At 62.3% G+C, this 18,625-nt stretch carries 16 protein-coding genes; 6 read left to right on the forward strand and 10 right to left on the reverse strand.

From position 1 onward, the window contains the following. The 7 genes from IGB42_RS15155 to ftsY form a co-directional block, all read right to left on the reverse strand. Positions 1 to 1,431, reverse strand: a 1,431-nt coding sequence (locus IGB42_RS15155) for a hypothetical protein (RefSeq protein ID WP_159673135.1), incomplete at its 3' end; no start/stop codon positions are given. Positions 1,432 to 1,440: 9 nt separating this feature from the next. Beyond that, positions 1,441 to 2,727, reverse strand: coding sequence for a hypothetical protein (locus IGB42_RS15160; RefSeq protein ID WP_159673137.1), 1,287 nt, complete (start codon positions 2,725 to 2,727; stop codon positions 1,441 to 1,443). A 219-nt stretch (positions 2,728 to 2,946) separates the two neighbouring features. Further along, positions 2,947 to 4,467, reverse strand: a complete 1,521-nt coding sequence (locus IGB42_RS15165; protein ID WP_159673139.1) for a basic secretory protein-like protein — start codon at positions 4,465 to 4,467, stop codon at positions 2,947 to 2,949. A gap of 418 nt (positions 4,468 to 4,885) precedes the next feature. Continuing rightward, a complete protein-coding gene (gene rpoH, locus IGB42_RS15170; RefSeq protein ID WP_159673142.1) occupies positions 4,886 to 5,737 on the reverse strand; it encodes an RNA polymerase sigma factor RpoH in 852 nt (283 codons plus the stop codon). A gap of 225 nt (positions 5,738 to 5,962) precedes the next feature. Continuing rightward, positions 5,963 to 6,868, reverse strand: a complete 906-nt coding sequence (ftsX, locus tag IGB42_RS15175; RefSeq protein ID WP_159673144.1) for a permease-like cell division protein FtsX — start codon at positions 6,866 to 6,868, stop codon at positions 5,963 to 5,965. 16 nt (positions 6,869 to 6,884) lie between these two features. After that, positions 6,885 to 7,538, reverse strand: coding sequence for a cell division ATP-binding protein FtsE (gene ftsE / locus IGB42_RS15180; RefSeq protein ID WP_159673146.1), 654 nt, complete (start codon positions 7,536 to 7,538; stop codon positions 6,885 to 6,887). Between the two features lie 9 nt (positions 7,539 to 7,547). Beyond that, on the reverse strand, positions 7,548 to 8,657 hold the full coding sequence (gene ftsY / locus IGB42_RS15185) for a signal recognition particle-docking protein FtsY (protein ID WP_159673148.1): 1,110 nt from the start codon (positions 8,655 to 8,657) through the stop codon (positions 7,548 to 7,550). A 165-nt stretch (positions 8,658 to 8,822) separates the two neighbouring features. Here ftsY and IGB42_RS15190 point away from each other — a divergent pair, with 165 nt between their 5' ends. The 5 genes from IGB42_RS15190 to IGB42_RS15210 all read left to right on the forward strand — a co-directional run bounded on the left by IGB42_RS15190 (position 8,823) and on the right by IGB42_RS15210 (position 12,858). Continuing rightward, complete coding sequence (locus IGB42_RS15190; protein WP_159673150.1) at positions 8,823 to 10,175, forward strand: pitrilysin family protein; 1,353 nt, start codon at positions 8,823 to 8,825, stop codon at positions 10,173 to 10,175. Beyond that, the gene (locus IGB42_RS22270; RefSeq protein ID WP_159673152.1) at positions 10,165 to 11,547 is read left to right on the forward strand and encodes a pitrilysin family protein; all 1,383 of its coding nucleotides are present in this window, start codon (positions 10,165 to 10,167) and stop codon (positions 11,545 to 11,547) included. Before IGB42_RS15190 ends, IGB42_RS22270 begins: the two co-directional genes overlap by 11 nt. After that, entirely contained in the window at positions 11,544 to 12,101 is a 558-nt protein-coding gene (gene rsmD / locus IGB42_RS15200; protein ID WP_236822602.1) for a 16S rRNA (guanine(966)-N(2))-methyltransferase RsmD, read from the forward strand. The genes IGB42_RS22270 and rsmD overlap by 4 nt, the downstream gene beginning before the upstream one ends. Further along, positions 12,098 to 12,511 carry a potassium channel family protein gene (locus tag IGB42_RS15205; RefSeq protein ID WP_159673156.1) on the forward strand — a complete coding sequence of 138 codons (414 nt, stop codon included), beginning with the start codon at positions 12,098 to 12,100 and terminating at the stop codon, positions 12,509 to 12,511. Before rsmD ends, IGB42_RS15205 begins: the two co-directional genes overlap by 4 nt. A 98-nt stretch (positions 12,512 to 12,609) precedes the next feature. After that, complete coding sequence (locus IGB42_RS15210; RefSeq protein WP_159673158.1) at positions 12,610 to 12,858, forward strand: YfhL family 4Fe-4S dicluster ferredoxin; 249 nt, start codon at positions 12,610 to 12,612, stop codon at positions 12,856 to 12,858. Positions 12,859 to 12,992: 134 nt separating this feature from the next. Here IGB42_RS15210 and IGB42_RS15215 read toward each other — a convergent pair whose 3' ends face one another. Then, positions 12,993 to 14,216, reverse strand: coding sequence for a multifunctional CCA addition/repair protein (locus tag IGB42_RS15215; RefSeq protein WP_159673160.1), 1,224 nt, complete (start codon positions 14,214 to 14,216; stop codon positions 12,993 to 12,995). A 95-nt stretch (positions 14,217 to 14,311) separates the two neighbouring features. Here IGB42_RS15215 and cysK point away from each other — a divergent pair, with 95 nt between their 5' ends. Beyond that, positions 14,312 to 15,244, forward strand: a complete 933-nt coding sequence (cysK, locus tag IGB42_RS15220) for a cysteine synthase A (protein WP_159673162.1) — start codon at positions 14,312 to 14,314, stop codon at positions 15,242 to 15,244. A 34-nt stretch (positions 15,245 to 15,278) separates the two neighbouring features. On the opposite strand, the gene IGB42_RS15225 is transcribed toward cysK, so the two are convergent. Continuing rightward, positions 15,279 to 17,495 carry a PAS domain-containing protein gene (locus IGB42_RS15225; RefSeq protein ID WP_159673164.1) on the reverse strand — a complete coding sequence of 739 codons (2,217 nt, stop codon included), beginning with the start codon at positions 17,493 to 17,495 and terminating at the stop codon, positions 15,279 to 15,281. Next, on the reverse strand, positions 17,495 to 18,625 hold the full coding sequence (locus IGB42_RS15230) for a M14-type cytosolic carboxypeptidase (RefSeq protein ID WP_159673166.1): 1,131 nt from the start codon (positions 18,623 to 18,625) through the stop codon (positions 17,495 to 17,497). Before IGB42_RS15230 ends, IGB42_RS15225 begins: the two co-directional genes overlap by 1 nt.

The raw sequence follows: 18,625 nt of genomic DNA on the forward strand, positions 1-18,625 counted from the left end.
ATGCGCCGGCAACTCGGCAACGGACTGCACCACGTTGATCTTGGGCGCGTTCTGCCATTGCGATATGCGCGCCTGCAATGCGACCCTGATCACCGGCGCGCGCGTGCCTTTGGTCGGCGCATCGCTCCGGCGCCCGGCCTGCGTGGAATAGCTGGCGGCAGTCTGTGCCGGTGGAGCAACTGGCACAGCAAGCCGGGCTTGTGCTGCCATGCTGCCGCTAGTGCCCCCTGCGCGCGGCCATCGCACATAGCCGCCGCCTTCCGCCGGCATCACCTCGTGCGTGCCCGCCAGCTTGTAGGCCTTGGCATACGCTTGTGCCAGTGGCGCACGGCTGATTGGTTGCCCCTGGCCACTCGATACCGGCTGCTGTGAGTCAGGGGCAATCTGCGTTGCTGGCGCTTGCCTCTCCGCAACGGCCGGCACGGCCGTGACTGCGCCTGGCGTGGTTCGAGCCAATTCGGCTTGCGACTGCGAACGGGGCAGGGGCCCTACCACCGGTGCAGCCAGTACAATGGGCGACTGCTGTGGCATCGTCCTGGCGGCTTGTACCGGCGTGGACTGAACCCGATGGTTCATACGCCGTTGCTGGACCAGTTGCGGCACCTGCTGCGGCGAATTGGCAACAGGAGGTGTCTGGCTCCCACGCTGCTCGTGGAGATCTGCAATCTGATTGGCGGTTCCGGTATCGGATTGCCGGTCAATTTTCAGCGGGGGTGCTGCAGCTTGTTTCCGTGCATCCAGCAGGCGCAGTTGTGCCTCAGCATCGAGCCACATCGCCCTGGCGCGCTGATACGCCGGCTTGGCCTGCTGGGTGGCAAGCGCTTGTTCGTTGGCTGCCCTGGCTTCCAGCTGTTGCATCACATACAGCCCGCCATCGCGCCGGCGTTGCTGCGCATCGCGGTAGAGGGCTTCATGCCGGCCCGCTTCCAGATCGGTTTGCTGCCCAGGCGCAATCCCGCGCGGGTCGATAGATATCCCGCCAGATTTGCTTGGCGATGCCATCACCGGCGTTTCATTGCCAGTGGAGACCATGCCGGCGTTGCTCATGGTTCCGGTTGGCTGCTTATCCACCGGCTGCGCCGGGCGTACCGGATCAGGATCTGCAGCAGAGAGGGTGTCCGGATTGGCGCGCGGCTGCAGAGCCGGTTGAAACAGGGCAGGCAAGCTTTGCGTTGAACCACGCCCGGCCACTGGTGCCGCCTGCCCGCCATCTGGCGCCATATCGCTGTGGACGATCTTCGTCAGTGCGCTGACGCCGTTCTGTGTGGGTGATGCTTGCGTCACTGCCTGCGGCGACAGCGGCTGTTCTACGCCGATCTGTGGGTCCACATCGGGCCCGAGCGCTTTGTTGCGGACATGGGTGGCCACTGCCAGCCCGCTCATGCCGCTGCCCATCAATCCGCCGAGCGTGCCACCCTGAGTGGCAGCCAAAGCGACTCCCTAGCTCAGGTCGCGGCTCGGATCGTAGGTGAGCTTTGCGCCGGCGTTCTGCGCGAACTGCCCGCCGCCTTCGTCCAGCGCTTCTTCGCCCACTTCCTTCAAAATGCTCAGCGGCACTTGTTTGGCGAGCTGGCCGGCAGTGAGTTTTGCGGCTTCCCCACCCACGATTTTGTTGATGAGGCGGGCCTCTGTACCCGCACCCAGCAGTGATGCTGCGGCAGAGATCGGCGCGGCGATCAAGGCGGCACGTTTGCCGGCAGCCTTTGCTTGTTCCGGTGTCGCACCCGCATCCAGCGCAGCCTGTTCCGCGGATGAGCCTGCATCAGCGGCACCCAGCACCGTATTGGCGCCGACGTTCGCCATGGTCATGTTGCGGATGGCCGCCGCACCTTGCAGGCCTTTGCCAGCAGTCTGCATAAGCTTGCCCATCACGCCGAACTGCGGCAGCTGGTTGCCCACCAGATTTGCAATCGCCGATGGGTTTTCTTTCATGGCTATGAGCCATTCGCCGGGTGTTTTTGCCTCACTGGCAGGTTGTTCCGCAGCCTGCTGACGTGGTGATTTGAATTCCCGGATCTGCTCATGCTGATCGTCCAGGACACGGCCTACCGACTGTAGCATGCCCTTGGTGAAGTTGTAGAGATCTGGCGCCACAGCCTGCTTGAGACGGCCCAAGCTGTAGCCTCCCACCGCTGTGTTGTCCACGGTATCGGCCAGCAAACCGCCAATTGAGTTGATCATCTTGCCCATGCGGTTCGTGCCTTCGCCGAAGCTGGCTGCGGCATCGCCAATCGTTCCCATGATTGTTCGCGCCGGCAGCTTGGCGCGCTGCATTTCCACCAGTTCCTTGCGGGCGAACTGGTCATACGGCACGCTGCCCCGATCCGGGCTGGCCAGCCACTTGTCGTAGATGCCCTGCATGATCGGGGAGCGGGCCGGTGCTTCCGGCTCAGGGGCGATTTGCCGCATCGCCGGCCGCCGGTCTGTTGTCATGCGCACCCCTTGATGGCGATGCGCACACCCGATGGATCTGTACCTGAAAACGGTTTGTGCTGTGTTGACATGAGGATCCCGGAAATGAAATGGCGACTGATGCCGCGATTGTTCCGGGATGTGTTGCGCGCTGATGCCGGTGTAACGGGTACTTGCCAGATGTGGTCCCAGCTTGTCCTTTCGGTGCGAGGAACAGTATTGGGTCAGGTCTTGCAATCCAACATTTGATTGCTTCTGGCTTTTCCATTCAGCCGCCGATCCAAAGTCATACGCCACGGGCAGCCGGGCAATCAAGGCGATGCAAAATGTATGATTGCAAGACCTGACTCTATATTGTCCTGGGTGGGAAGCGACAGCCCGGCTTATCAGTTGTTTCTGGGGGCTTGATCGGGCCTCAGGCGCTTTGACAACAGAGAAGGGCACCTTGCGGTGCCCTTTTCACATCAGGTGCCGATCGCGGCATATGCGTCATTTTCTGCCGGGAGAATGGCGCAGGTGATTAATGGTTGATGCTCAGATACTGGCCTGATACTCAGCCCAAAGCACATCCAGCCCCTGACCCAAAATCTGGCGCAGTGCAGCGTCCCAGCTCCAGTTCTGCATGTCGCGCGCGCTGGCGTTCAGCTTGCGGGCAAAGTTGGGGTCTTTGGTGTCGGTCAGCCATTTGATGAAAAAGCCGGTTTCCGAATAGCCGGCATTGTAAAGCGCGCCGGGGCGGCGTACTGCGGCCGGGTGCAGGCCCAGTTCGATACGCACATAATCGGCCAGCCCTTCTACAAAAGCACCGCCTTCGTTGTTGGCGCCGGCATTGCGGGGGGTGTATTGATAGCCGTGCGTACCCTCATGCGCAATCATGCCGATCACTTCATTGATCAACGCCGCATTGCTCTGGCCGCTGCCGTTGTAGAAATTGACCAGATGAGCCGCGCTCATCCCCATATTGATGACCGGGGGTTCGCCCGATTTCCACGCCGGGTAACCATCCGGGTCGATCTCGAAGCCGACGTCGGTAAACAGATTGATCTGGTCGTTTTCGCTGAAATAAATCAGCCGGCTGATGCCCAGCATCTGGTCGGCAATCAGCTTGGGCAGATCGGGCATCACGGTGTTGACGAGCGTTGAGCCTGCGCTGCCCACTGCCTTGTCGGTCACCACGATATTGGGTGCGCGGAAGTGATCCCAGCCACCGGTGTTGCTGGCTGTCCAGGTGGTCAGCGTGACCGGTGCGGTAGGCAGTGTTTTGCCGCTGGCGTTGATGGCATACACGCGATAGGTATACGCAGTACCCGGTGTCAGGTTGTTCAGGATGGCATAGCTCTGGTTGGTGCGGATGTTTTGCACCTCCTGATAGCTGCCATTGACCAATTGCTCGAGTACGTAAATCTCGTCGCCCGGGTTCTTGTTCCAGCTCAGGTTGATGCGCGTCGGCGCGCCTACAGTGCCATGGAACCCTGCCGGTGCAGCGCCGGTGCCCACGTCTGTTTTCTTGATGATGCGGATGCTGCTGACCCGATCGTTGAAGTCGTCGGCAAAGAAATTGGGCTGGTTTGTGGTGGCAAACGTCATCTTGCCGGTGCCAGAGGGGCTTTCAGCGTCGTAGAGTACCGCCACATAGCCAGTATCGATCTTGAGCGAGCTCAGATCGTTGTCCTTGATACCGCGTGCAATCAGATCGGCCTTGGTATAGCTGCCGGCCGGCAGCCCGATACCATAGCCCGTATAGTCGATGCCCTCGTAGAACGTGGCCACCGGCTGCGGCAGTGCGCTCAGCAACTTCCAGACGCTCCCTTCGGCACCGGTCGGCTGTTCGGCCTGCGTCCACCATCTGGCTTCGAACGCCTGGCCGTTGAAGCTGACGCGGCTGCCCCCCACATAAGCGGTGCTGGCACTCCACGCCGGATATTGTTCGGCAGTGGCAGCCTGTTGCTGTTGGCCGTCTTGCACGCCAACGGCTTGGGCGTTGCTGCCGAATGCCAGTCCGGCAAATAGTGATGCAATCAAGAAGCGGATTTTTGTATTTTGTTTCACAGTCATTCCCCGTCATTTCAATAAACGGTGCGCTATTGCCGGTGCGGCTCAAGCCCCCGATCCATTCCTCCCCGAAATGGACGCGCCGATTCTAGAACGGTTACTGTGACAAACCATATGGCTAAATGACAATATATGTAATTAAATTGTTAGATATAAATCACAATAAATTACACTTACTTACTTTTTAATCGGTCACCTTCATGCTTTCCGGCCAAGCGGCCTGTTTGCATTATTTGTCCAGGCAATCTGGCCAGAATGCAGCAGCATATATGCCATATGCATCAACATATTGAAACCAGGCCGTTGCGGACTGCCTGCCAGCGGGCACCACTGCATATGAAATATGCATGCAATATTCGCCGGAAATGGAAAAGGGCATCTTGCGATGCCCTTTTCTTTATCTGCACAGTCTGGGTGATGATCAGGCCGGAACCAGTGCCTGCTTCATCTTCTGCAGTGCCTTCACTTCGATCTGGCGGATACGCTCGGCAGAGACCTTGTACTCGGCAGCCAGCTCGTGCAGCGTCATGCCTTCGCCGTCGTCGGCCAGCCAGCGTGTTTCCACGATGCGGCGGCTGCGCGGGTCCAGCGTGCTCAGCGCGCCTTCGATGCCTTCGGACTGCAGGCGATCCATCGCGCGGCGCTCGATCGCGCGTACCGGCTCGTTTTCGCTGTCGGCCAGCCAGTCGATCGGTGCGTAGCCGTCGTCGTCGCCATCATCGGCCATCAGCGCGATGTCCTGGCCGGTCATGCGCGTTTCCATTTCTAGCACTTCTTCAGGCTTCACGCCGAGGTCTTCGGCGATTTCCCTGGCCTGTGCGTGCGTCAGCGCGGCAAAGCTCGATTTCATCGAGCGCAGGTTGAAGAACAGCTTGCGCTGCGCCTTGGTGGTGGCAATGCGTACCAGCCGCCAGTTGCGCAGGATGTATTCGTGGATTTCGGCCTTGATCCAGTGCACGGCAAACGAGAACAGCCGCACGCCACGGTTAGGCTCGAAGCGCTTCACCGCCTTCATCAGGCCGATATTGCCTTCCTGGATCAGGTCGGCATGCGGCAGGCCGTAGCCGTTGTAGCCGCGCGCAATGGATACCACCACGCGCAGGTGCGACAGCACCAGCCGGCGTGCAGCTTCCAGATCTTCCTCGTCGCGGAAGCGCGTTGCGAGGTCGACTTCTTCTTCCAGCGTGAGCATAGGCACGGCATTGACGCGCTGGATATAGCTCTCAATGCTGTCGCCGCCGGTGATAACCGGCAATGTCATACTTGTTCCCATGGATCAACTCCTTATGCAAGACCTGTAATTTTGCAGGCCGGCGGCGTCACGATCAGTAACGCAGCCCTGATATTAGCACTCGCGGAGTTGGAGTGCTAAATGTTGTATCAGTTCCCAGATTCAACCATGACAAGGGTATTGTCTGCATGGCAATTGTTGCTATGCACACGATAGAAAAGTGCAATCGACCAGCGGACGCCAGCCGCCCGGCGGATGGGCGCCAGATCAGTGATACTTGTGCAGGTGCTTGCGCACCGCCAGCCACGCGCCCAGCACGCACAGCAGCAGCGTCACCGCGCAGACCGCGCCCACTTCCAGCGGGCCGGGCAGGCGCAGGCTGAACTGCTGGCCATAAGCCTGGGCCAGATCGGCCACCGCCGGGTTGAGCCATACGATGCCGCCCACCACGATACCGCAGGCAATCAGCCCGCCCAGCAGACCCTGGCTGAGCGCAAAGTAGAAGAACGGCCGGCGGATGAAGGAATCGGTGGCGCCGATCAGCTTGGCCACTTCGATCTCGTCATGCCGGGTAAGGATCTGCATGCGGATTGCGTTGCCGGTCAGCAGCACCAGTGCCGCCGCCAGCAACACCACCGTGGCCTGCAGCACATTGCGCCCCAGGTTCAGCAGGTGCTGCAGGCGCTGCGCCCAAGCCGAATCGAGTTGTGCACTATCCACCGCCGGGTTGCCTGCCAGTTGCCGCTGCAGTGCTTCCAGCTGCAGCGCCGGTGCATCCAGCCTGGCTTTCAGCACGATGGCATCGGGCAGCGGGTTGCTGTCCAGCCCGCCCAGCAAGTCTTCCACGCCGACGGCTGCCTGCATGTCCTTGAGCGCCTGATCACGCGGCACGAAGCGCACTTCCTGCAGATCAGGGTTGCCCTGCAACTGCTTGAGCAGCGCCTGCCCGGCCTCTGCCGGTGCGTCGGTCTTGAGGAACACCGAGATCTGCGGTTCTACCGGCAGCTTCTGTGCAATACCGCCCACGCTGCTGATCACCATGTACAGCCCCAGCGGAAACGCCGCGGCGATGCCGATCACCAGCAGGTTCATGCCGTTGGAAACGGGGTGGCGCAGCAGCGCCTTCAGCGTGCGGGCAATGGCCAGGCCATGCAGACGGAACCAGTGTTTCATGCGATATCGCCCGTGTTCACGCGGTGAACTGACCGTTTTTCAGGCGCAGGATGCGGCGGCCGTAATCGGCCATCAGCGTTTCATCGTGCGCAGAGATCACCAGGGTTACGCCCACCTGGTGGAAGGATTTGAACAGCTCGAGAATATCGTGCGCGTTGTCACGGTCCAGATTGGCGGTGGGCTCATCGGCCAGCAGGATGGCCGGGCGATGCACCACGGCGCGCGCAATGCACAGCCGCTGCTGCTCGCCACCGGACAGCGAGATCGGGTTGAGCTTTTCCTTGCCGGACAATCCCACCTTGTCGAGCGCGGCCAGAACGCGACGCTTGGCCTCCATGCCGTTGAAGCCGGTGATGTCGAGCGGCAGCTTCACGTTCTCGTACACGCTGCGGTCGAACAGGATCTTGTGGTCCTGGAAAATCAGCCCGAAGTGCCTGCGCACATAGGGCAGGCTGGCACGCGACAGCCGCGCCACGTTCTGGTTGTTCACCAGCACCGCGCCTGCAGTGGGTTTTTCGATACCGGCAATCAGCTTGAGCAGGGTCGACTTGCCGGCACCGGAATGGCCGGCCAGGAACAGCAGCTCGCCGGACTGGATTTCGAAGCTGAGGTTCTTCACCGCCTCGAAACCGCCGGCATAGCGCTTGGTCACCTGCTGGAACTGGATCATCGCCATCCCTTATTCAAACAAGGCATCGACATAATCGGCGGCATCGAACGGCCGCAGGTCATCAATGCTTTCACCCACGCCGATGAAGCGCAACGGCACCGGGCGCTGCTTGGCAATCGCGGCGATCACGCCGCCCTTGGCGGTGCCATCGAGCTTGGTCAGCACCAGGCCGGTCAGGCCCAGCGCATCGTCGAATGCCTTGACCTGGCTCAGCGCGTTCTGGCCGGTATTGGCGTCCAGCACCAGCAATATTTCGTGCGGGCCGGTTTCATCGGCTTTCTGTACCACGCGCTTCACCTTGCGGATTTCATCCATCAGGTGCAACTGCGTGGGCAGGCGGCCGGCGGTATCCACAATGATCACGTCGATGCCGCGCGCCTTGGCGGCGTTGACGGCATCGAACGCCACCGCAGCGGCATCGCCCGAATCCTGCGCGATCACCTGCACGCCGTTGCGCTCGCCCCACACCACCAGTTGCTCGCGCGCGGCGGCGCGGAAAGTATCGCCAGCGGCCAGCAACACGCTCTTGCCCTGCGACTGGAAATACTTGGCCAGCTTGCCGATGCTGGTGGTCTTGCCCGCGCCGTTCACGCCGGCCAGCATCAGGATGAACGGCTTGTGGCCGGATACATCCAGCGGCACTTGCAACGGGCCGATCAGCGCATTCAGCGATTCCTTCAACGCACCCTTGAGCTCCGCGCCATCCTTCAGGCCGCGCAGCGATACCCGCTCGCGCACATCCTTCAGCAGGTGTTGTGTCGCATCCACACCCATATCGGCGGTCAGCAGCACGGTTTCCAGCTCTTCGTACAGGTCTTCATCGATCTTGCCGCCACCAAACAAACCAGCCAGGCTTTTGCCCAGCTTGTCGCGCGTTTTGGCAAGGCCTGCCTTCAGCCGGTCTGCCCACGACAGCGTCGGCCGCTCCTGCGGCTGAGCAACGGCGGGCGGTGCCGCTGCAACCTCGGGCATCGGGGGCACGGCCGCAGCCACTTCGGCGACAACCTCGGCCACCACGGCATCCACTGGCACATCTGCTTCGATTTGCGGTTCGATAACGGCATCGCTGGCAGGCGGCGTGGCGGCGGGTGCATCTTTCTTGCGGAAGAAACTGAACATGGATATGCGCGGGCCCCAGAATGACGGAAAATCAATGCCCGGCAAAATTCTAACATTTGGCGGGGCTTTGCCCACGCAATCCATAGCAATCTAAATACCCAAGACGACCCGATGCTTCCATTTCCGTTCCAATCATCAGCCGCGCCCGGGTGGGCGCGGTTTTCATTGCATGCCCTGCGCACCATCACGCTGGCTGGCTTGTGCCTGCTCGGCGCTACCGCCATGGCGGCTTCCGAACCCCTGCAGGACAGCATGCTGGCCAATGGCATGCGCGTGCTCATCCAGCCCGATCACCGCGCGCCAGTGGCCGTGGTGCAGGTGTGGTACCGCGTCGGCGGGATTGACGAACCCGCTGGCAAAACCGGTATTTCGCACCTGGTCGAGCACATGATGTTCAAGGGCACGCCCGCGCTGCCGGCCGGCGGCTATTCCAAGCTGCTGAGCTCGCTCGGCGGCAGCGACAACGCCTATACCACCCCGGACCACACCTATTACTACAGCAAGGTGCCGGCGCAGCAGTTGTCGCGCATCCTGGGCGTGGAAGCAGATCGCATGCAGAACCTGCTGTTCGATGCCACCGCGTTCAAGCTGGAAAAATCCGTGGTCGAGGAAGAACGCCGCTGGCGCGTCGACGACAACAGCTACGGCGAGTTCTACGAGAAACTCGCCGCCAGCGCATTCGGCAAGCACCCCTATGCCAACCCGGTGCTGGGCTGGCCGGAAGACTTTTCCAGCATAACGCTGGAGGACGCACGCGCCTGGTACCAGCGCTGGTATACGCCGGCCAACGCCACGGTGATCGTGCTGGGCGACGTCGAACCCCAGGCGGCGCTGGCCGAAGTGCAGCGCGCTTTTGGCGGCATCAAGAGCCGGCCATTGCCGGAACGCGCCATGCCACCCACACCACCCCAGGATGCGATGCAGAAGCACACCATCCCGGTACCGGCAGACCGGCCGCTGGTGGTATTGCAATGGCGTGTACCCACGCTGCAGACCGACGAGGCCGACAAGCGCACCTATGCACTGGCCATGCTGGCCGAACTGCTCGACAACGATCCGTACACGCTGGAATACGAAGTGGCCGAACGCGTCAACGGGCTCAGTGTCAGCTACACCGGCATGAGCCGTGGCTTTGGCGAATTTACCATTTCCGCCACGCCGGGCAAGGGGCGCTCCACCGAAGAAGTGGCCAAGGCGCTGCAGCGCCAGATGGCCCTGCTGCGCTCCAGCACGCTGCATACCGAATCGGTCGATCACGGCAAGCTCAACTGGGCATCCAAGAATGCATTTGCCTCGGATTCCATGCTCGACCGTGCCACCACGCTGGGCCGCACGGTGATGTACGGCTTCCCGCCGGACTATCTGTCCCGCATGCAGACGCAGATCGACAAAGTCACCGCTGCCGACCTCGTCAGCACCGCCAAGGAACTGCTGACCGAAGACCGCATGACCATCGGCATCCTCGAGCCCACCGAACGGGTCGCCAGAAAACATCAGGGAGCCATCCATGCGCGCTGAATTATTTGTCAGCTTGGCGCTGGGCATTGCAACCACCAGTTGGGCCGCCCCCGATATCCAGCATTGGACCACGCCACAAGGCACCAATGTGTACCTGGTGCAGAGCGCTGCACAGCCGATGCTGGACGTAAAAATCGATTTCGACGCCGGCGAAGACCGTGCCACGCCGCAAACCGCCGGCGTGGCCACGCTGGCTGCGGCCGAGCTGCTGGATTTCGAATTCGAGCTGATGGGCAACGAGATGCGCACGCCGTTCGAAAAGCTGCGTGCCACCGGTGCGCGCTACTACACCGACGTGAGCACCGATCGTGCCAGCCTGTACCTGCGCGTGCTGACCAGCCAGAAGGAACGTGCGCTGGGCGTGATCGGCACCCAGCTCAGCGATGCCAAATTCCCGAACGGCTCGCACGCGTGGCGGCGCAAGGCGTGGGTAACGGAACTGGAATCATCCTTCGGTGATCGCAACAAGGGTAGCGACGCCACCATGGCGCGGCTGCTGTACGGCACGCACCCGTATGCCAACCAGGACGTGATCGGCGCCGATACCGTGGACGACCTCAGCAACCGCGATGTGCGCCGTTTCCATGGCCGCTACTTCCTGGCCAAGGGTGCGGTGGTGTCCATTGTTGGCGATATCGACCGCAACACTGCAGAAGGGCTGGTTACGCGCCTGATGCAGCACCTGCCCAAGGAAGATCCGCCGGCCGATCTGCCAGCGCTGCCGATGCCGGCCGCCAAGCCGGGCAGCACCATTACCGTACCCAAGGTGGATGCCGCGCAAAGCACCGTGCGCTTCGGCCTGCTGCTGCCCCCGCGTAACCACCCGGATTACCCGGCATTGGCCATCGGCAACTACATCCTGGGTGGTGGCGACCTGGATTCGCGGTTGATGCGTGAAATCCGCGTCAACAACGGTATGGCCTATTCGGCATCCAGCAGTCTCAGCCCCATGCGGCTGGGCAGCGAATGGCAGGCCAGCGTGAACACCAAGCGCGATCAGACCGATGCAGTGCTGGCGCTGATGAAGAAAACCGTAGCCGATTTCGTCGAACAGGGGCCGGATGCCAGCGAACTGGAAACCGCCAAGAACTACTATCGCCAGCGCGTGCCGTTCTGGACCGAAAGCAATGCAGCAACGCTGGAATGGTTGTCTACCATGGGTTATTACCAGTTGCCGCTGACGTATCTGAGCGACTTTCCCAAGGCCATCGAGCAATTGAGCGCAGCCGATGTCAAAGCAGCCTGGCAGCGCTGGGTGAAGCCCGAAAAAATGGCCATCGTCATCGTGGGTGGCCAGCCCAAGGCAGCCCCGGCAGCCAAGGCCGATGCAGCCGGCAGCACGGAAACCAAACCCGAGGGAGCGAAGCCTTGAAACCCCGCGCCGCCCGCAATCTGGTACGCATCATCGGTGGCGACTACAAGCGCCGGCAGATCAGCTTTCCGGACGGCGAGGGCCTGCGCCCCACACCGGACCGCGTACGTGAAACACTGTTCAACTGGCTGGGACAGGAGCTGACCGGCCAGAGCGTGCTGGATCTGTTTGCCGGCAGCGGTGCACTGGGTTTCGAAGCCGCCAGCCGCAACGCCAGCCGCGTGGTGCTGGTGGAAAAAGCCAAGCCGGTGCAGGCGGCATTGAACGCCAGCAAGGCATTGCTGGGTGCCGACAAGGTGGAAATCATCCATGCCGATGCGGTGGCCTGGCTGGCGCGCAGCGCCGAACAGTTCGACGTGATTTTCCTCGACCCGCCTTTTGCCACCGATCTGCTGGCACAGGTGTTGCCTGCGGTCGCATCCCGGCTGAAAGAGGGCGGCGTGGTCTATGCCGAATGCGCCAGCTGGCCCGACCTTGCCGGCTGGGAGATCATGCGTGAGGGCAAGGCCGGCGCGGTACGCCATGCGCTGCTGCGCCGGGCGGTGCCGGCATGATCGCGCTCATCGCTATCGCACTGACGGTGCTGGCCATCAACCTGGCCCTGCTGAGCGCATCCATGGTCGGGTTCGGGCACTGGCTGGCACTGCACGAACAGCCGCACCAGCGCAGCATGCTGGCACGGCTGCGGTTGATCTACGGCGTGCTGGTGCTGCTGTTGCTGGCCACACTGGCGCAGGTAGGCATCTGGGCAGCCGTGTTCTGCCTGCTGGGCGAGTTTGCCGATTACGCAACGGCGTTCTACTTTTCCGCCGTCAATTTTGCCACGCTGGGTTATGGGGATATGACCATGGGCGCACAATGGCGGATGCTGGGCCCGCTGGAAGCGATCAATGGCAGCCTGATGCTGGGCCTGTTTGCATCGGTGCTGTTTGCCGCGCTGCAGCGGGTGTTGCAGCGCCGGTAGTCCGGTGTGCGATTGTTCATGCAACACGAACGTGGGACAATAGCGGCAAAGTGCTAATCAACTGTTTTTATTACGTGTTTTCAGGAAGGAAGTGACTTATGTCGCTGATCATTACCGACGAGTGCATCAATTGCGACGTCTGTGAGCCAGAGTGCCCCAACAACGCGATCTCGCAAGGTGCCGAGATTTACGAAATCAACCCCAACCTGTGCACCGAGTGCGTCGGCCATTTCGACGAACCGCAATGCCAGCAGGTGTGCCCGGTCGACTGTATTCCGCATGATCCGGCCAACGTCGAGACCAAGGAACAGCTGCACGAGAAATACCTGGTGATCACCGCGGCCTGACCCCGGCAAGGCCATTGGCGCTGCCGCCGATGCCAGGATGAAACAAGCCGCGCCCCCGAGCGCGGCTTTTTCTTTGCCAGTCCCGGCATCCGCCGCAACAGCATGCAACGGGCCTGAAGAAGCAGCCTGCGCGATCAAGCCGGCTTGCGTTCCGGGCGGGCTGCCTCGATGGCGGCAATGCGCGCCGCGCGCACGCGTTCCGGGATAAGCGCCTTGTTCTCGCAGCCCTGCGCAATCGCCCCCGCATCCACACTGGCAGCTGCTGCCAGCATGGTTTGCAGGAAGGCCGCCTGCGGGTATTCGGCGGTCTCGAACCCGGTGCGGCCTCGCGCATCGGCCACGCAGGCATCAAGCATCTGGCCGAAGCGCTCGGGCTTGCGCAGTGCATCGCAGCGCTGGAATAGCTCCATCAGCGTGGCAGAGCGCAATTCCGGTGCGCGGTGCACATGCGTGTGGTCACGGCAAACCATCACTGCCAGGTCCTTGCAGTCGCCGGGTACCCGCAAGCGTGCGCACAGTTGCTCCACCAGCGGCACACCGCGCCCTTCGTGGCCATGGTGGCCGGGCAGGATGTCATCCGGCGTGGTGGCCTTGCCCAGGTCATGACATAGCGCGGCAAAACGCACCGGCAACGGCGCGCCTTGCGCGGCCGCATAATCGAGCACCAGCATCACGTGTACGCCGGTATCCACCTCCGGATGGTAATCGGCACGCTGCGGCACGCCCCACAGCGCATCGACCTCGGGAGCGATGCGCTGCAATGCGCCGCATTCGCGCAAGGCCTCGAACATCCGCGATGGTTGCTGCTCCATCAGCCCGCGTGCCAGCTCTTGCCACACGCGTTCGGGCACCAGATGATCGACTTCGCCATCGGCCACCATCTGCCGCATCAATGCCATGGTCTCCGGCGCGGTGCCAAAGCCGAAGCGCGCGGCGAAGCGTGCCAGCCGCAGGATGCGCACCGGGTCTTCGATGAACGCATCCGCTACATGGCGGAACAGCCGCTGCTGCAGATCGGCCTGGCCGTTGAACGGATCGATCACCTCGCCCGCTTCATCCTCGGCCATCGCGTTGATGGTGAGATCGCGCCGCGCCAAGTCTTCTTCCAGCGTGACCTCGGGTGCCGCGAACACGGTAAAGCCCTTGTAGCCATGGCCGCTCTTGCGCTCGGTGCGCGCCAGCGCGTATTCCTGCTGCGTGCGTGGATGCAGGAAGACCGGGAAATCCTTGCCCACCGGCCGGTAGCCAGCCGCTTCCATTTCGCTGGCGGTAGCGCCCACCACCACCCAGTCGATGTCCTGCACCGGCAGCCCCAGCAAGCGATCGCGCACCGCGCCGCCAACCTTGTAAATTTTCATCGCGCATACACCCCGTGGCTCATTGCCATTCATTCTAACGGCTGTGCGTGCAGCGATTAAAATTGGCGTTCTCCGCCACCCTGCAAGAAACGCATATGAACATCGCCAAAGACGTCACCGCGCTGATCGGCAACACCCCGCTGGTGCAACTGAACCGGGTCAGCGCCGGTTGCGGCGCCACCATCGTGGCCAAGCTCGAATACATGAACCCCAGCCATTCGGTGAAAGACCGCATCGCGCTCAGCATGATCGACGCGGCCGAAGCGGCCGGCATCATCAATGCCGATACCGTGATCGTCGAGCCCACCTCGGGCAATACCGGCATCGGCCTTGCGATGGTATGTGCGGCACGCGGCTACAAGCTCACCCTGACCATGCCGGAAACCATGTCGAAGGAGCGCCGCGCATTGCTGCGCGGCTATGGTGCCGAGCTGATGCTGACACCGGGCCCGGAAGGCATGGGTGGTGCCATTGCCCGCGCAAAGGCGCTGTGCGAAGCCAACGCCAACCATTTCATGCCGCAGCAGTTCGAGAACCCGGCCAACCCGGAAATCCATCGCAAGACCACCGCTGAAGAACTGTGGCGCGATACCGATGGCCAGATCGATATCCTGATCGCCGGCGTAGGCACCGGCGGCACGATCACCGGCGTGTCGGAAGTGATCAAGGCGCGCAAGCCATCATTCCAGGCCATTGCCATCGAGCCTGATGCCAGCCCGGTACTGAGCGGCGGTGCCAAGGGCCCGCACCCCATCCAGGGTATCGGTGCCGGTTTCGTGCCAGCCGTGCTCAATACCGCCGCGTATGACGAAGTGATCCGTGTGGGCAATGACGAGGCGTTTGCCACCGCCCGCGCCATGGCCACGCAGGAAGGCATCCTGTGCGGCATTTCGGCCGGCGCGGCGGTGTGGGCTGCCGTGGAAGTGGCCAGGCGGCCGGAAAACGCCGGCAAGCTGATCGCGGTAATCATCCCGTCATTTGGCGAGCGCTACCTGTCGACCAAACTGTTTGAAGGTCTGCTCGACTGAGCTGCCGCAGCAGCGACCGGGCTGCACTGCGCGGCTAGCGGTCGTTGCCGCCGGCCTCCTGGCTGACCCGCGCCCACCAGTCGCTGACATCGCGGAACACCAGCACCGCGCCCACTACGTCGCCGCCGGCATCGCGCAGTGGCATGGTGGATTCCTGGATGACGAGGCTAAGGCCGAACTTATTCAGCAGCACGCTGCGCCGTTGCAGCGTGCCGTCAAGGTGGCCGCCGTTGAGGATGTCCTGCAGCAGCGATGACGACGGCAAGCCGGTGGCTTCTTCCACGGTCTGGAAAATGCGGTTGATCGGCCGGCCCAGCGCTTCTTCCGGCTGCCAGCCGATCAATGCCGACGCCACCGGGTTCAGGTACTCGATCTTGCCGTTGAGGTCGGTGGTGATCACCCCGTCGCCAATCGAATCGAGGATGGCCTCGATACGCTGTTTTTCACTGCGCACCATCAGCTCCGCGGCGCGGATAGCCGTCACATCATGCCCCACCCCACGATAACCCATGAAAGTGCCATGCTCGTCGAACATCGGCTTACCCGATACGCTCACCAGGATGGGCGTGCGGCCCAGTTCCAGCAGGTAGCAGAAATCCTGGAATGGCTGGTGCTGTGCCACGCGCTGGCGGAACTCGAACCAGTCCTGATCCGAAATGCCGCCCTGCCCGAGATCCCAGCGCGTTTTGCCCAGCAGCTTGCTGGCATCGATACCCAGCCGGCGCAGGAACGCACCTGAAATGAAGGTAAACCGGTACTGGGCATCCTGTTCCCAGAACCAGCCATTGGCAAGTTCGATCAGATCGGTGAAGCGCGCGTCGTTGGTACGGGCGCGCATTTCCAGCCGGTGGTGCGTGCTCACGTCATGCGCAAACAAGGCGCTGCCGTCCGGTTTTTCGCTGCCGTCGCGCAGCGGCACGATGCGCAGGTCGAAATGCTGCTGTTCGCCATCCGGCTCGTGCAATTGCCCTTCCAGCACCAGCGGCTTGCCGGTATCGGCCAGCTCTGCGGACGTGAACAGCGGTTCGCTGTGTCCGAGCAAGGGCTTGTTCAACCGGGCAAACGCCTCCCGCGCAGCACGGTTGGCGTAAACGATGCGTCCGTCCACGTCGCGGCTGACGATCAGATCCTGAGCGGCCTCGGCCACCTGCACCAGCCGGCGCTGCAGGTTTTGCTGCGCGCGCAGGTCTTCGGTGATTTCATCGGCAATCTGTAGCGCCAGATCACGTGCGTGGCGCTGCCGTTGCAGCAACCAGCCCACCCACAGCGACAACGCAATGCCGATCAACCATAGCAGGCGCCATACGCCCAGGTAGCGGTCCGCATAGATGCCCTCGCTGCTGGTCAGCACCAGCCGCCATTGCCGGCCGGGCAAGTCGATCAGCTGCACCGACCTGAAATTGGCCTGTTCCAGCGAGGCAGTGCCGACCGGATGCAGGCGCAGCATGCCGCCCTTGTCTTCGCCCCCCAGGAATTTCCCCTGATCCCATAGCTCCAGCCGGGTGTGCTCGCCCAGATGGCTGGCACCGATCCAGGACACCACATCCGCTACGCGGAAGGTCACGCCGATGGTGCCGACGAATGCCTTGCGGCGGCTGTCCACCGAAGTGAGCGGCTGGTCAGGCAGATATACCGGGTAGCGCATCACATAACCCGGCGTCTGGTCTTTCAGGCCATACAGCCCGAATGGCCTGCTCATCACGCCCTGGTTGAAATCACGCGCGTAGTTGATGGCTTCGCGATTGGCCGCCACCGTGGCCACGTTGAAGCCGAAGTAGCGGGTGGTGGCATCATTGAGCGGATAGACGAAATCGGTCACGTATAGCGGATCGGTATGCGTCTCCGGCATCAACCGGAACGGTGGATAGCGCGTACCGGCTACCGATGCCTGCGTGGCTGCGGTAAACGCCTCCAGTCCGGCAGCGGGCACCTGGCGCACGAAAGCCACCGCCACGAAGCCGGGATAACGCTGCTCGGCATCGAGCAAGACCAGCAGATGCTCGAAGCCGGCACGATCCAGCCTGGGATTGGCGGCAAATGCCCCCTGCAGGCCACGCAGCAACTCGGCCTGTGATTTGAGCCGCCACTCCACCTGCTGGCCCAGCAAACGGGCATTGCTGTCCAGCTCACGCTGTACGTCATCGCGGATTTCACCGGCCAACCATACGTGCAGCACGCCGGTCAGCGCCAGACCAGCCAGCAGCGACAGCCACATGGCCTGGTAGTAACCCCAGTGCCCGCGCACCTTCATCACATTGCATCCACCACGGCGTGGAGCGCCGTGAGCACCGACGCACCGAACTGCCGGGAACGCTCGCCATTCCAGCCTACTGCGGGCAGCGGCGTATTGGCGGTGTCCTTGAACGGCATCTCGATGGTGTATGCCAGGCAGTCGAAGGTATCGCCCACCCAGTTGGTGGCCAGCGTGAGTGTTTCCGGGCCGAACTGGCCAGCCCCATAACCATGCTCGGTCTGGAAATCGGGGCTGGCGGCCAGCCATGCCGCCTTGAACGCATCCTGCAATTGCCGCTGCCGCGCCGAGAACGACGGGTTGCCCTCGCAGCCGGCAACGAAGTTGTGCGGGATCGATTCATCGCCATGCACGTCCAGGAACGCATGCACACCGGTCTGCTGCATCTGCTGCCGCACCAGCAGCACTTCCGGGCTGCGTGCCGCGCTGGGGTTGCGCCATTCACGGTTGAGGTTGGCACCGGCTGCGTTGGTGCGCAGGTTGCCGCGCACGCTGCCATCCGGGTTCATGTTGGGCACGATGTAGAACACCGCCTTGGCAAGCAACGCGCGGCTGATCGGGTTCTGCTCGTCGATCAATGCCTCGATCAGGCCTTCGACGAACCATTCCGCCATGGTTTCGCCGGGGTGCTGGCGGGCAATGATCCAGATCACCTTGCGCCCGGCGCCATCGATGCCGATGCGCAGCGCATCCAGATCGCGGCCATCCAGCGTCTGGCCCAAGGGCAGCAGCTCGCACCATGGCGATACTTCCAGCGCACCACCGATCAATTGCTGGTGGCGCTCCCATGAGTAGGGTTCGAAATACGCGTACCACACGGCATCGTTGAGCGGGGTGTGGCGGATGGTGAAGGTCTGACCATCGAACTCGCCCGGCACGCGGAACCAGTTTTCGCAATCGTAAGAAGCCACCGCATTGTAGTCGTGCCAGCCGCCCGGATACGCACTCTGGCCGGCGTTGCCGAAATGCAGCACCGCATCCTTGCCCTTGGCGCCGGTCAGGCGGAAGTGGAACCACTGCGCAAACGGGCTGGCGTTGTCGCTGCGGATGTTGAGGCGGATATTGCCCACATCGCTGGCGTCGATCACCTCGATGGCCCCGGAATCGAAAATGCTGGATATCGTCGGCAT

This window comes from Andreprevotia sp. IGB-42 (assembly GCF_009848685.1).
In the GTDB taxonomy this organism is placed as follows: Bacteria; Pseudomonadota; Gammaproteobacteria; order Burkholderiales; family Chitinibacteraceae; genus Andreprevotia.